Below are 13,736 nucleotides of genomic sequence, written 5' to 3'. Positions count from 1 at the left end.
GGCGGGACGTGCGTCCCGCCGGGCCCCCACCGCCCCGCTCAGCTCCCGCCGAGGATCCGCAGCCCGGGCAGCAGGCCGGGGATCAGCGGAGGCACGTCCACGCCCTGCTGGGCGCCGCTCGGCGTGCTGGGCGCACCGGACGGCGGCTGCGGCACCTGCGGCGGGGCCGCGTCGGCGCTCGGCGAGGGCCGACCGCCGGTGAGCCCGCTGGTGAGGTTGCCGACCAGGCCGTTGACGGCGTCCGGTGCGCTGCTGGGCAGGGTGCTCGGCAGTCCGCCGCCCTTGGCCCCGCTGCCGGCCGTGCTGCCGCTGCCGGTGGTGTCCGGGGCGCGGTCGGTGCCGGGGCGGTTGCCGTTGCCCGTGCCGCCCTGGGACTGCGCGGAGCCGGGTGCGGCGCCGGAGCCGTCGGGCCCGGAGCCGGCCGGGGAGCCGCTGGTCGAGGAGGAGGAGTCGTCGCCCGCTCCGGTGCCGCCCGGTCCACCGCTCTTGGCGGGGGGCTGGGTCAGGCGCAGGGGCGCGACGTCCTCGGTTATGTCGTCGAAGAGCTGGTTCACCAGGTGCGCCTGCTCGGTGAGTTGGACCGGCAGTCGGCCCTGCAGCTCGCTCCAGCGGCCGTCCTCGTCGTGGGCGAAGCCGGCCAGCGCGCGCATCGGGTCCAGTGAGCCGTTGCTGCGGTAGACCGAACGCAGCAGCTCGCGGCCCTTGAGGGCGTCGGCGTGCATGTCGTCCAGCGCGCGGCGGACCCGGTCGACGGTGCCGGGGCTGAGCCCGGTGGTCGAACCGGACGGCCCGACCAGGGCGTTGGCCTCGCCGAGCCGGGTGGCGGCGTTGCCGAGCAGCAGTTCGCCGCGCTCCGAGTCGGAGTCCGCGAGGTCGAGTCGGAGCCCTTCGAGGCCGCGCTTCATGCCGTACAGCGTGTCCCCGGGGAGGGCGCTGGTGCTTGCGGCGGCCGCGCCGGCCAGGCTGCCGACGGCGAGCCCGGCGACCAGTCCGCCGATCGCGAAGCGGCGGCTCCACCGGCCGCGCGGCGCCGTCCGGATCGCCCGGTGGCGGCGCTGGCGGGGCACCGCGGCACCCGGCCCGCCCGCGAAGGCCTGCTCGAACGCGGCCATCAGCTGGGCGCGTTGGACCGTCCGGACCTCTTGGTCCAGGACTGGCCCGGGCAGTGCCCCCAGCGCGTCGGCCACCCCGACCAGTTCGGCCATCGCCACCGAACCGGCCTCGGCGGCGGCGATGTTGGCCGATTCGGCGGTGGCCGCGCGGAGTTGCTCCGCCTGGTGGGCCTCCAGCGCCTCGGCGAAGGCCTTCGCCCGTCGGTGCTCCAGCACGTTTGCCGTCACGGGCCACACCTCCCTTCGTCGTTGTCGACACCCCGGCCCGCCGGACGGTTGCCCCGGCGGGCCAAAGCCACTCCATCGGGTGACAGGTCACAATTCGGCTTGACCGTATGCCTGGTGGGGGCTTGCATGCTGGCCAACGAGCGGTACGGGCGGTCGGTTACGCACGGCTGATCATCGGACCGACCGTTCACCCGGACGTGTCGGCCGGGTGGCAGTGGTGACGGGCCGTCGGGCCGGCGCCGGGTCGGGCCCCGCCCGGGCCCTATCGCTCCCTCGGTCACCGTCGCCTCACCGCGCGTCGGGCGGCAGGAGCCGGGCGAGGGTGCGTACGGCGCGGTACTGGAGAGTCTTGATCGCACCCTCGTTCTTGCCCATGATCCGCGCCGTCTCGGCCACCGACAGCCCCTGGAGGAAGCGCAGCGTCACGCACTCCTGCTGCTGGGGGTTGAGCCGGCGCACCGCGTCCAGCAGGGCGGCGTTGGAGAGCGACTCCAGCACCGACTCCTCCGGGCTGCGCTCGCACTCGTTGGAGTCGAGCATCTCGCCGGTGGTGACCTCCAGCCGGAACCGGCTGGACTTGAAGTGGTCGGCGACCAGGTTGCGCGCGATGGTGACCAGCCAGGCGCCGAAGTCGCGGCCCTGCCAGGTGAAGGTGCCGATCCGGCGCAGCGCGCGCAGGAAGGTCTCGCTGGTGAGGTCCTCGGCGGTGGCCCGGCTGCCGACCCGGTAGTAGATGTAGCGGTAGACGGTGTCCGCGTAGTGGTCGTAGAGCCGGCCGAAGGCCTCGCTCTCGCCGGCCTGGGCCCGCTCGACCAGCTCCATGATCGGGTTGTGCTCGGTCTCGTAGCCGGGGCTCGGCGCGGTGCGGGCGCGGCTGCGGCCGACGCCGGTGCTGCCGGTGCGGCTGCGCGAGCCGGTGCCGGTGGAGCCGGCGGCGGTGGTGCGCAGCGCGGTGCCGGGGCCGTGCTGGTGGCCGAACGGCACACCGGCGGGCACGAGTTGGGGCGAGGCGGCGAGCTGGCTGCGGAGCAGGGTGCGCAGCAGGTCCAGGCCGGTGGAGATCTGCCGCTCGGCCGGGCGGCCGCGGAGGCCGGTGCGGGGGCGCAGGGGCGCGGACGACGGGCGGGAGGGTGCAGGCGCGTCGTTCCGGACGGGTGGGTACACGGGACTCCCAGAGGCAGAACTGTGGACGGATCACCTCCGCCTGCGCGGAGAGCACTCCCCATGACATCCGTTCGAGCGGGACGCATGGGTGACGTGCATCCAGGAGAGAATAACGCTTTGTGCAATGACAGCTACACCGTGTGGTCGAAGTGGTCGTTTGGGATCCATTTGTTGCGCATATTCGGCTGACACTGACCGGAGATGTCAGCGTTCATCCGGCCCAACGTGACCGTTCGGGCGCCCAGGGTGACCAATTCGGCGGTACTGCGGGCGGTTTCCCAGCCTTGGGGCTCCGCAACCCCTGACTTTCCCGGCCTGGCGAACGATCAGAACCGGTCACCGGGTGACAAGTTCGCACAGTGGGCCCGGACGGCCGTGCCGGAGCGGGGAGTTCGCTCGTACGAGGGGCCAGGTCAGGCCCCTGATTGACGCCCTCTCACCCGCACGGGGGAGGGGCAGAAACGGTTCCGTGGACGGCCGTCCGGCCCGGATCGGGGCTCAGCCGCGCCGACGACGGCGCCGCAGCGCCACCCCGGCCGCGGCCGCACCGGCCAGCACCCCGAGCGCGGCCGCCGCCGGCAGGCCCGCCCGGGCCGCTTTGCGCCCGGTCCGGAAGTCGCGCACCCGCCACCCCTGCGCCCGGGCGTGCCGCCGCAGCGCGCCGTCCGGGTTCACCACGTACGGGTGGCCGACCAGCGAGAGCATCGGGATGTCGTTGGCCGAGTCGCTGTAGGCCGCGCAGCGGTCGAGGTCCAGCCGCTCGCGCCGGGCCAGCGCGTTCACCGCGGCGGCCTTGGCCGGGCCGTGCAGCAGGTCGCCGACCAGTCGGCCGGTGTAGTGGCCGTCCCGGGCCTCCGCGACGGTGCCCAGCGCGCCGGTCATGCCGAGCCGCCGGGCGATGATCCGGGCCACTTCCAGCGGGGCGGCGGTGACCAGCCAGACCCGCTGGCCGGCGTCCAGGTGCATCTGGACCAGGGCGCGGGTGCCCGGCCAGATCTTGTCGGCGACGACCTGCTCGAAGACCTCCTCGCAGATCACCTCCAGGTCGGCGGTGCGCTTGCCGGCCACGATGCCCAGGGCGGTGTTGCGGGCGTCCGAGATGTGGTCCGGGTCCTCGGTGCCGTGAAGCCGGAAGAGCGCCTGCTGCCAGGCGAAGCGGGCGATGTCGCGGCGGGTGAGGAAGCCATGGCGGTAGAGGCCGACGCCGAGGTAGAAGATCGCGGCGCCGCGCAGGATGGTGTTGTCGCAGTCGAAGAAGGCGGCGGCGCGCGGGTCGTCCCGGTCCGGGGTGTGGTTCCCGGTCGGGGCCTTGGGGGTCTTCCCGGGCCGGCCGGGTGCCGGGCTCCCCTCGGCGGCGGGGGCCGCCCCGGGCTCCTGCGCCACCGGGGCGTCCGTCGCGGGGGCGAGCAGCGGTTCGGCGCGCAGCGCGGCCTCGGCCGCCGCTGCCGCGGCCTCGCCCGCCAGGGCGCTCCGCTCGGTGGTGGAGCGTCTCGCCTGGGTGAGCCTTCGGAGCACGGCCATGTCACCGAGCATAGCCAGCCGGGCGGGGAGCGGCCGTGACGGAGCCGTGCCCGTGCGGTGAACAGCTGCCGGGCGGGCGCCGCCCCGGGCCGGAGGGGCGGGTCGAGGACAATGAGCAGGTGAGCCCACTGCTGCGACGCAAGAGCCCCGAGCCGGCGGCCCGTACCGTGACCCTGGTCGGCAAGCCCGGCTGCCACCTGTGCGACGAGGCCCGGGAGGTGATCGTCCGGGTGGCGGCGGAGCTGGGCGCGACCTTCGAGGAGAAGGACATCACCCGGGACGAGGAGTTGTACCGCCGCTACTGGGAGCAGATCCCGGTCACCCTGGTCGACGGCCGCCAGCACGACTTCTGGCGGGTCGACGAGAACCGCCTGCGCAAGGCCCTGGGCGGCTGAGGGAGGGTTCGTGCGTGCACCACCTCCCCCGCCGACCGGCGGGGGAGCTTCGCCGAATCGTTGTCGAAGACACTCCGTTCCGGGCTGGGGCCGGGCGCCTCGGTCGGCTTACGATCGAACGCGTTTGCGCCCGTGGGGGGCTGAGCACGCGAGGAGTGCCGCCATGCTTCCCCGTCCGACCCCCGCGCTGCCCGCAGCCCCGGGCTTCGCCGTGGTGGACGTGGAGGCGACCGGCCGCAGCCCGTGGCGGCACCGGGTGGTCGAGGTCGCGGTGGTGCTGCTGGACGAGCGGCTCCGCCCCGAGGGCGAGTTCGCCACCCTGCTGGACCCGCTGGGTCCGGTCGGCCCGACCCATGTGCACCGGATACGCCAGGCCGACGTCGAGGGCGCGCCCCGCTTCCGGGAGATCGCCCCCCGGCTGTTGGAGCTGCTGGCCGGCCGGGTGCTGGTCGGTCACCACGTCAGCTGCGACCACGCCTTCCTGGAGCGCGAGTTCGCCCGGATCGGGGTGCCGTTGCCGCCCGTCCCCCTGCTGTGCACGATGCGGCTGGCCGGCGCCCACCTGCCGCAGGCCCGTGGCCAGGGCCTGGCGGCCTGCGCGGAGGCGGCCGGTCTGGGCTGGTTCCCGGCGCACACCGCGCTGGGCGACGCCCGGGTGACGGCGGAGCTGCTGCGGCACTGCGCGGGCGTCCCGTCCTGCCCGCCGGACGACTGGACCGGGCCGCTGCGCGAGGCCGCCCGGGTGCCCTGGCCGCGGCTGGGGCGGGCCCGTTCCCGGCCGTCCGGCGGTACGGTGCCACTGCTGCGCCGGGAGGCGCCGTACGGCCCCTGGCTGCCCGGCGCCCAAGCCCCGGAAGTGGTCCTGACACAGGCCGGTGCTATGAGCTCATCGGCGTGATGCGTGTCACTGTGCCGGGACAAATCGGACACCATCTTTGTGCACACGTTCACAAACGCTTAGCCTGGCTGCCAAAGCCCAGCTTCACCCACAGGAGCACCGTGGCAATCGGCCGATCACCACAGAGCAGTTCGCAGACGCCCGACCAGGGCGCCGCGCGCCGACCCGCGCGCGCCCGGGGCATCCCGGAGGCGACCGTCGCCCGCCTCCCCCTTTACCTGCGGGCCCTCACCGCGCTCTCCGAGCGTTCGGTGCCGACCGTGTCCTCCGAGGAACTGGCCGCCGCCGCCGGTGTGAACTCGGCCAAGCTGCGCAAGGACTTCTCCTACCTCGGCTCCTACGGCACCCGGGGCGTCGGCTACGACGTCGAGTACCTCGTCTACCAGATCTCCCGCGAGCTCGGCCTGACCCAGGACTGGCCGGTCGTCATCGTCGGCATCGGGAACCTCGGCCACGCCCTCGCCAACTACGGCGGTTTCGCCTCCCGCGGCTTCCGGGTCGCCGCCCTGTTGGACGCCGACGCGAACGTGGTCGGTTCCACCGCGGCCGGACTGCCGGTGCGCCACATGGACGAGCTGGAGTCGATCGTCGAGAGCCAGCACGTCTCGATCGGCGTGATCACCACCCCGCCCGGCGCCGCCCAGCAGGTCTGCGACCGACTGGTCGAGGCGGGCGTCACCAGCATCCTGAACTTCGCCCCGACCGTGCTGACCGTCCCGGACGGCGTGGACGTGCGCAAGGTGGACCTCTCCATCGAGCTGCAGATCCTCGCCTTCCACGAGCAGCGCAAGGCCGGCGAGGAGCCCGACCGCACCGAGTCGGTGCTGGACCGCGCCCCCGGCCCGGTCCGCGCGGCCGCGGCCAAGCTGCGCCGGGCGGCCGGCGGCAGCGGCAAGGGCCGCACCGGCGCCGAGCCGGCGGCCAAGGAGCCGGCCGAGCCGTCGGCCAAGGGCAAGCCCGCCAAGGGCGGCGAGGGCGAGCTGTCCGCGGTGATGCCCGCGTGAACACCGAGAGCTGTGGGGGGCGGGCATGAGTCTTCTCGTCGTCGGACTGAGCCACCGGACGGCACCGGTCGGCGTGCTGGAGCGTGCCGCGCTGACCGGTGAGGTCCCGACCCGGCTGCTGCACGACGCGGCCGCGTCCTCGACCGTCGCCGAGGCCGCCCTGCTCAACACCTGCAACCGGATCGAGCTGTACGCGGACGTGGACAAGTTCCACGGCGGCGTCGCCGAGCTGTCGCTGCTGCTGGCCCACCACAGCGGGGTGGACCTGGAGGAGCTGACCTCCCACCTGTACGTCCACTACGAGGACCGCGCCGTCCACCACCTCTTCTCGGTGGCCTGCGGCCTGGACTCGATGGTGGTCGGCGAGGGCCAGATCCTCGGCCAGCTGCGCGACGCGCTGGCCAAGGCCCAGGACGAGCACACCGCCGGACGCGGCCTGAACGAGCTGTTCCAGCAGGCCCTGCGGGTCGGCAAGCGCGCGCACAGCGAGACCGGGATCGACAAGGCCGGCCAGTCGCTGGTCACCTTCGGCCTGGAGCAGGTCGCCGCGGGCGCGGGCGAGATCGCCGGCAAGCGCGCGCTGGTGGTCGGGGCCGGCTCGATGAGCTCGCTGGCCGCCGCCACCCTGGTCCGCTCCGGGGTCACCGACCTGCTGATCGCCAACCGCACGCCGGCCCGCGCCGAGCGCCTGGTGGAGATCCTCGGCCCGGACGTGGCCCGCACCCTGGACCTCGCCAAGGTGCCGCAGGCGCTGGCCGACGTCGACCTGGTGATCTCCTGCACCGGCGCGGCCGGCGTGGTGGTCCGGGCCGAGGACGTCGCCGCCGCGGTCGCCGTGCGCACCGCCCCCGAGCCGCTGGCGCTGCTCGACCTCGCCATGCCGCGCGACGTCGACCACGCCGTGCACGAGCTGGACGGCGCCCTGCTGGTCGACCTGGAGAGCCTCTCCCACGCGCACGCCGCCAGCCCCGGCGCCGGCGACGTCGACGAGGTCACCCGGATCGTCTCCGACGAGGTGACGGCCTTCGGCGCCGCCCAGCGGGCCGCCCGGATCGCGCCGACCGTGGTCGCGCTGCGGGCGATGGCCTCCGACGTGGTCGCCGCCGAGCTGGGCCGGCTGGACTCCCGGCTGCCCGACCTGGACGAGCGCTCCCGCGCCGAGATCACCCAGACCGTCCGCCGCGTCGTCGACAAGCTGCTGCACGCCCCGACCGTCCGGGTGAAGCAGCTGGCCGCCGAGCCCGGCGGCGCGTCCTACGCGGACGCCCTGCGCGAGCTGTTCGACCTCGACCCGGCGGCCGTGCACGCCGTTTCGGGTACGCCCGTCGGCGGCCTCCCCCAGCCTTCGGCCGGGAGCACCAGATGAACCGTCAGCCATCCCACGAGTACCACCGGGACGATCACCTCATGAATGGTCAACCGCTCACCGAGCAGGCTCCGGCCGCCGCCCTGCGGCTCGGCACCCGGCGCAGCGCGCTCGCCATGGCCCAGTCGGGCATGGTCGCCCGCGAGGTGACCAGGCTCACCGGCCGCCCCGTCGAGCTGGTCGAGATCACCACCTACGGCGACACCTCGCGCGAGGCGCTCGCCCAGATCGGCGGCACCGGCGTGTTCGTCTCCGCACTGCGGGACGCCCTGCTGGAGGGCCGGATCGACTTCGCCGTGCACTCGCTCAAGGACCTGCCCACCGCCGCGCCCGAGGGCCTGGCGCTGGCCGCCGTCCCCGCCCGCGAGGACGTCCGGGACGCCCTGGTCGCGGCCGAGGGCCTGGCCCTGGACGAGCTGGTGGAGAAGCTGGCCGGGGCCGGTCGCCCGGCCCGGATCGGCACCGGCTCGCCGCGCCGGATGGCCCAGCTGAACGCCTGGGCCCGGGCCCGCGGCGCCCAGCTGGAGACCGTCGCGATCCGCGGCAACGTGGACACCCGGATCGGCTACGTGAGCGCCGGCGAGCTGGACGCCGTGGTGCTGGCCACGGCCGGCCTCAACCGGCTCGGCCGCAGCGCCGAGATCTCCCAGCACCTCGACCCCGAGCTGATGATCCCGGCCCCCGGCCAGGGCGCGCTCGCGATCGAGTGCGCCGCCGCCGACACGGACCTGACCGCCGCGCTCGCCGCGCTGGACCACGCCCCCACCCGGGTCGCCGTGGCCGCCGAGCGCGCCCTGCTGGCCACCCTGGAGGCCGGCTGCTCGGCCCCAGTGGCCGCACTGGCCACCTGGGGCCGGGAGAACGAACTGCAGCTGGACGGGGTGGTCGGCGATCCCGACGGCACCGCCCTGCTGAAGATGTCCGCCAACGGTCCGATCGTCCTCGACGAGACCGCCGAGCAGCAGGCGCGGGCCCTCGGCCACGCCCTGGCCGCCCGGCTGCTCGACGCGGGCGCGGCCACCCTGATGGGGGAGCGAGTCCGATGAGCCCCACCGCCGCCACCGACGCCCTCTTCCCGGCCGGCCAGCCCACCGGACGGTGCACCTTCCTGGGGGCCGGTCCCGGGGACCCGGGGCTGCTGACCCTGCGCGCGGTCGAGGTGCTGTCCTCGGCCGACGTCCTGGTCGCCGACCCGCTGACCGCGGCCGCCGTGCGCACCCACTGTCCGGTCGGCGTGCAGGTGCACGCCCCGGCCGCCGAGGGCGCCGACTTCGACCTGGCCAAGCTGGTCGCCGAGGCCGTCCGGGCCGGCAAGCACGTGGTCCGCACCGTCGACGGCGACCCGGGCCTGGACGGCTGCGCCGCCGAGGAGATGCTCAGCTGCGCGGGCGACGGGATCCCCTTCGAGGTGATCCCGGGCGTCGCCCAGTCGGTCGGCGTCCCGGCGTACGCGGGCGTCCCGCTGCGCGGCGCGGCCGGCACCGACGTCCGCTTCGTGGACGGCGGCCAGCTGCTGTCCGGTGCCCCGGTCGACCTGGGCGCGCCGGAGACCACCCTGGTGGTCCGCACCACCCTGGGCCAGCTGCCGGCCACCGCGGGCGCGCTGGTCTCCAACGGCCGCAAGCCGGACTCGGCGCTGAGCGCCACGCTGTCCGGCACCACCACCCGCCAGCGGACCTTCACCTCCACGCTGGCCACCATCGCAGCCGACCTCAAGATCGCCCGGGTGCTGCCCTCGCCGGTCTCCGCCCCGGTGGACCCGGCGACCTCGGTGATAGCCGTGGTGGGCGAGCAGGTCGCCCACCGGGCCTCGCACTCGTGGTTCGAGACCAAGCCGCTGTTCGGCTGGAACGTCCTGGTGCCGCGCACCAAGGAGCAGGCCCACGGCCTGTCCGAGCAGCTGCGCTCGTACGGCGCGGTGCCGCAGGAGGTGCCGACCATCGCGGTCGAGCCGCCGCGCACCCCGCAGCAGATGGAGCGGGCCATCAAGGGCCTGGTCACCGGACGCTACGAGTGGATCGCCTTCACCTCGGTGAACGCCGTCCGCGCCGTCCGGGAGAAGTTCGAGGAGTACGGCCTGGACGCCCGCGCGTTCGCCGGGATCAAGGTCGCGGCGGTCGGCGAGACCACCGCCCAGGCCCTGGTGGACTTCGGCGTGAAGCCGGACCTGGTGCCCTCCGGGGAGCAGTCCGCGGCCGGGCTGCTGGAGGACTGGCCGCCGTACGACCCGGTCTTCGACCCGATCGACCGGGTGCTGCTGCCGCGCGCCGACATCGCCACCGAGACCCTGGTGGCCGGCCTGGTCGAGCTCGGCTGGGAGGTCGACGACGTGACGGCGTACCGGACGGTGCGCGCCTCGCCGCCGCCGGCCGAGACCCGCGAGGCGATCAAGGGCGGCGGTTTCGACGCGGTGCTGTTCACCTCGTCCTCGACCGTCCGGAACCTGGTCGGCATCGCCGGCAAGCCGCACAACGTCACGGTCATCGCCTGCATCGGCCCGGCCACCGCGAAGACCGCCGAGGAGCACGGCCTGCGGGTCGACGTGATGGCCCCGGCGCCGTCGGCGGCCGCGCTGGCCCAGGCGCTGGCAGACTTCGGCGCCAAGCGCCGGGACACCGCGACGGCCGCGGGCGAGCCGGTCTACCGGCCCAGCGAGCGCCGTCCGGGATCCCGCCGCAAGGCCCGCTGAGATCCCTCAACTATGGTGCTGGGGGCGGCGGTTCGTCGCCCCCAGTGCTGCACAACCGTTCGGAGAGAGAAGCCGTGTCCGCTGAATTCCCGTACGTTCGCCCCCGTCGACTGCGGCAGAGCCCGGCGATGCGCCGACTGGTCGCCGAGACCCGGCTGCACCCGGCGGAGCTGATCCTGCCCGCCTTCGTCAGCGAGGGCATCAGCGAGCCCAAGCCGATCGCCGCGATGCCCGGCGTGGTCCAGCACACCCGGGACAGCCTGCGCAAGGCCGCGGTGGAGGCCGCCGAGGCGGGAGTCGGCGGCATCATGCTGTTCGGCCTGCCCGAGGTGAAGGACGCCGTCGGCTCCGAGGGCACCAACCCGGACGGGATCCTCCAGCGGGCCATCCGCGACGTGGTCGCCGAGGTCGGCGACCGGCTGGTGGTCATGTCCGACCTCTGCCTGGACGAGTTCACCGACCACGGCCACTGCGGCGTGCTGGCCGAGGACGGCAGCGTGGACAACGACGCGACCCTGGCGCGCTACGCCGAGATGGCCGTGGTCCAAGCCGAGGCCGGCGTCCACATGGTCGGCCCGTCGGGGATGATGGACGGTCAGATCGGCGTCGTCCGGCGGGCGTTGGACGCGGCCGGGCACCAGGACGTCAGCGTCCTCGCCTACACCGCCAAGTACGCCTCCGCGCTGTACGGGCCGTTCCGCGAGGCCGTCAACTCCTCGCTCAAGGGCGACCGCAAGAGCTACCAGCAGGACCCGGCGAACGCCCGCGAGGCGCTGCGCGAGCTGGAGCTGGACCTCGCCGAGGGTGCGGACCTGGTGATGGTCAAGCCCGCGATGCTGTACCTGGACGTCCTGCGGCAGGTCGCCGACGCCTCGCCGGTGCCGGTGGCCGCGTACCAGATCTCCGGCGAGTACTCGATGGTGGAGGCCGCCGCCGCCAACGGGTGGATCGAGCGGGAGCGCACCATCCTGGAGACGCTCACCTCGATCCGTCGGGCCGGCGCCGAGCAGATCCTCACCTACTGGGCGGTCGAGGCCGCCGCGCTGCTCAAGCAGCGGTAGACCGGTACAGCAGAAGGCCGGGCCGCTCCCCCCGCGGGGAGCGGCCCGGCCTTCCTCGTCGCTACTTCCAGCCGTTGATGTGCGCGAAGCCCGCGCCGCCGCCGATCAGGTCGGTCGAGGTGGCGGCACCCTCGGCGAAGCCGCCGGCGACGACGTCGGTGGTGTGGCCGACGCCGAAGCCCCCACCGGCCACGAACGGGTGGTCACCGGAGGCGACGATGCCGCCGCCGCCCACCAGGCCGACGTGGGCGAACGCCGGGGTGGCGGCACCGGCGAGCGCGAGCGCGGCGGTGGCGGTCAGGGCGGCCTTGGCCAGCGTGCTCTTCATGGATCTGCCCTCTCTGTGGGGGCGCCCCGGGGCGCCCGTCCTCTGACTGGTGCTGTGACTCTTGCCTGCCAAGCCCGGAGGGCCCGGGGAGCTTCTCCTCCCCGGGCCCTCCGTCCGTGCCGTGCCCCTTGATCAGCCGATCAGGTGCGAGACACCCGCGTCGCCCGAGGACTGGGTGTTCTGGCCGACGTTGCAGATCTGCTTCGGGGTGCTGTTCAGGACGGGCACCTCGACCGGAACCGCGACGCCGACGACGGCGACGGCGATGTTGTGGACCTCCGGCAGGCAGATGTTCGCGTTGTCCAGGGTGTGGAAGTTCGGGCTGCCGTTGCCGTGGGTGCCGGTCTGGTTGGTGCCGCCGTTGCCCTGGACGGAGGTGGCGGCGCCGTCCGAGTCGACGATGGCGGAAGCCGAGCCGGCGGACATCGCGATGGCGGCGGCGGCCAGGCCGGCGGCGGCGAGGGACTTCTTGATCATTTCCGGTTTTCCTCTCAAGGGTGAATCGGGGAGCGATTCGAGGGTGGTTCAGGGGGGTGGTGCGGAGGTGGGCTGGGGGAACGTCAGCCGACCAGGTGGGACACGCCCGCGTCGCCGTGGCTCTGGGTGCCCTGGCCCTGGGTGCAGTACTGCTTGCCACCGCTGTTGGCGATCGGGACCTCGACCGGGACGGCCACACCGAGAACGCCGACGGCGATGTTGTGGATCTCGGGGAGGCAGACGTTCGCGTTGTCCAGGAAGTGGAAGTTCGGGCTGTTGTTCCCGACCGTCCCGGTGAAGTTGGTGCCGCCGTTGCCCTCGATGGAGGCGGCCGAGCCGTCCGCGTCACCGATGGCCGAAGCGGGAGCGGCGGCACCGGCGAGCGCGGCGACGGCCAGGCCGGCGGCGGCGAAGGACTTCTGGATCATGGGGAGATCCCTCTCTGAAATGCTTTCGGTTTCCGTGCGTAGCAACGCGTCGGACGCTCAGACCCGGTCTGCAGTCACTGACGTCCAGATCAAAGAATGACGGCACGGAAGGTTACGGGGATTTTTGAAAAGAGTCCGGGAGGCGCGTCCGAGGGTGGTTTCCGGTCGGATTATTACGCCGAATCGGTTAACGCCCGCAATCCGAACTCCTGGTCACTCGTTGCGCAGATTGCTTTCCGGCTGCGGCCCCGCAGCCCTCCCCGAAGGAACGGTGAAAAGCATGAAGTTCTCCAAGCGGGCCGGCGCGATGCTGTTGGCGGTCGGTGCGGGCGTGCTCGCCTCCCAGGGAGCGGCCTCGGCCGCCCCGGTCAGCCCCGACCAGGTCGGAGCCCTGGAGGACAAGCTGGCCACCCAGCAGGTCCCGGCGGACGTACCGCTCACCCCGCTGGGCAGCCACGTCACGGCCGGCATCCCCACCTCCCTGCTCATGCCGCCGGTGGCCGGCCGGACCACCGACAACGGGCTGCTCCCGGACCACCTGGTGCCTCAGCTGGCCACCGGCAAGGTCGGCCCGAGCGCCAAGGCCCAGCTGCCGCTGCCGCTGGTCGACCAGGGCGCCGACCTCGGTGAGGTGCTGCTGGAGGCCCCGGCCGCGCCGCTCCAGGCCAGGACCCCCGGCCTGGACGTGGGCAAGCCGCTCTCCCTGGTGCACGACGGCACCGGCCAGCTGGCCGACGGCCGGCTCCGGGTGGACGAGGTGGACCCGCACCTGGTGCCCGGCGCCGTGCAGACCGTCCCCGGGGCCACCGCGAGCCTGGGCGGCGACGAGAGCCGGCTCTCCGTCACCGATGAGGCGAACGACCTGGCCAACACCACCACCGCCACCGCCACCGGCGTCCTGGGGCAGACCGACGCGACCGGCACGGCGACCTCGACCGTCACCGGCCTCGTCCAGCAGAGCGGCCTGGCCGACCTCACCCAGCTCTGAGCCCAGCTCCGAGCCCGGCACTGAGCCCGGCTCCGGGCTGCCGCCCGACGCGCCGGAGCCCGGCACCCCTGGCCACC

General features: G+C 74.0%; 14 protein-coding genes. 8 read left to right on the top strand and 6 right to left on the bottom strand.

The window, feature by feature from the left end; translation table 11 throughout:
* Window positions 1-38: 38 nt before the first annotated feature.
* The 3 genes from ACFV8H_RS39935 to ACFV8H_RS39925 all read right to left on the bottom strand — a co-directional run bounded on the left by ACFV8H_RS39935 (window position 39) and on the right by ACFV8H_RS39925 (window position 4,025).
* Entirely contained in the window at window positions 39-1,340 is a 1,302-nt protein-coding gene (locus tag ACFV8H_RS39935; RefSeq protein WP_380409485.1) for a DUF5667 domain-containing protein, read from the bottom strand.
* A gap of 288 nt (window positions 1,341-1,628) precedes the next feature.
* Window positions 1,629-2,447, bottom strand: a complete 819-nt coding sequence (locus tag ACFV8H_RS39930; RefSeq protein WP_380409487.1) for an ECF subfamily RNA polymerase sigma factor, BldN family — start codon at window positions 2,445-2,447, stop codon at window positions 1,629-1,631.
* Window positions 2,448-3,002: 555 nt separating this feature from the next.
* Window positions 3,003-4,025 carry an HAD family hydrolase gene (locus ACFV8H_RS39925; protein ID WP_380409483.1) on the bottom strand — a complete coding sequence of 341 codons (1,023 nt, stop codon included), beginning with the start codon at window positions 4,023-4,025 and terminating at the stop codon, window positions 3,003-3,005.
* 119 nt (window positions 4,026-4,144) lie between these two features.
* Here ACFV8H_RS39925 and ACFV8H_RS39920 point away from each other — a divergent pair, with 119 nt between their 5' ends.
* The 7 genes from ACFV8H_RS39920 to hemB all read left to right on the top strand — a co-directional run bounded on the left by ACFV8H_RS39920 (window position 4,145) and on the right by hemB (window position 11,438).
* Complete coding sequence (locus ACFV8H_RS39920) at window positions 4,145-4,420, top strand: glutaredoxin family protein (RefSeq protein WP_375881756.1); 276 nt, start codon at window positions 4,145-4,147, stop codon at window positions 4,418-4,420.
* Between the two features lie 163 nt (window positions 4,421-4,583).
* On the top strand, window positions 4,584-5,318 hold the full coding sequence (locus ACFV8H_RS39915; RefSeq protein WP_380409481.1) for an exonuclease domain-containing protein: 735 nt from the start codon (window positions 4,584-4,586) through the stop codon (window positions 5,316-5,318).
* 107 nt (window positions 5,319-5,425) lie between these two features.
* Window positions 5,426-6,322: a redox-sensing transcriptional repressor Rex gene (locus ACFV8H_RS39910; protein WP_375882336.1), complete on the top strand. Its 897-nt coding sequence runs from the start codon at window positions 5,426-5,428 to the stop codon at window positions 6,320-6,322.
* 25 nt (window positions 6,323-6,347) lie between these two features.
* The gene (locus tag ACFV8H_RS39905; RefSeq protein WP_380409479.1) at window positions 6,348-7,688 is read left to right on the top strand and encodes a glutamyl-tRNA reductase; all 1,341 of its coding nucleotides are present in this window, start codon (window positions 6,348-6,350) and stop codon (window positions 7,686-7,688) included.
* A gap of 41 nt (window positions 7,689-7,729) precedes the next feature.
* The gene (gene hemC / locus ACFV8H_RS39900) at window positions 7,730-8,734 is read left to right on the top strand and encodes a hydroxymethylbilane synthase (RefSeq protein ID WP_380409477.1); all 1,005 of its coding nucleotides are present in this window, start codon (window positions 7,730-7,732) and stop codon (window positions 8,732-8,734) included.
* A complete protein-coding gene (locus tag ACFV8H_RS39895) occupies window positions 8,731-10,377 on the top strand; it encodes a uroporphyrinogen-III synthase (protein WP_380409475.1) in 1,647 nt (548 codons plus the stop codon). Before hemC ends, ACFV8H_RS39895 begins: the two co-directional genes overlap by 4 nt.
* Before the next feature lie 74 nt (window positions 10,378-10,451).
* On the top strand, window positions 10,452-11,438 hold the full coding sequence (gene hemB, locus ACFV8H_RS39890; protein ID WP_380409473.1) for a porphobilinogen synthase: 987 nt from the start codon (window positions 10,452-10,454) through the stop codon (window positions 11,436-11,438).
* A 61-nt stretch (window positions 11,439-11,499) separates the two neighbouring features.
* Here hemB and ACFV8H_RS39885 read toward each other — a convergent pair whose 3' ends face one another.
* From ACFV8H_RS39885 to ACFV8H_RS39875, 3 genes are all read right to left on the bottom strand, one after another.
* A complete protein-coding gene (locus ACFV8H_RS39885) occupies window positions 11,500-11,766 on the bottom strand; it encodes a hypothetical protein (RefSeq protein WP_380409471.1) in 267 nt (88 codons plus the stop codon).
* A gap of 132 nt (window positions 11,767-11,898) precedes the next feature.
* Window positions 11,899-12,243, bottom strand: coding sequence for a rodlet layer protein (locus ACFV8H_RS39880; RefSeq protein WP_188309838.1), 345 nt, complete (start codon window positions 12,241-12,243; stop codon window positions 11,899-11,901).
* Between the two features lie 83 nt (window positions 12,244-12,326).
* Window positions 12,327-12,671 carry a rodlet layer protein gene (locus ACFV8H_RS39875; RefSeq protein ID WP_375881773.1) on the bottom strand — a complete coding sequence of 115 codons (345 nt, stop codon included), beginning with the start codon at window positions 12,669-12,671 and terminating at the stop codon, window positions 12,327-12,329.
* 280 nt (window positions 12,672-12,951) lie between these two features.
* Between ACFV8H_RS39875 and ACFV8H_RS39870 the strand changes: the two genes are divergently transcribed.
* The gene (locus tag ACFV8H_RS39870; protein WP_380409469.1) at window positions 12,952-13,659 is read left to right on the top strand and encodes a hypothetical protein; all 708 of its coding nucleotides are present in this window, start codon (window positions 12,952-12,954) and stop codon (window positions 13,657-13,659) included.
* Window positions 13,660-13,736: the final 77 nt, after the last annotated feature.

The sequence above is a fragment of the Kitasatospora sp. NPDC059827 genome (assembly GCF_042731675.1).
Classification (GTDB): Bacteria; Actinomycetota; Actinomycetes; order Streptomycetales; family Streptomycetaceae; genus Kitasatospora.
Note: the sequence above shows the minus strand (reverse complement) of the source record. Positions and strands in the feature narration are given on the sequence as shown.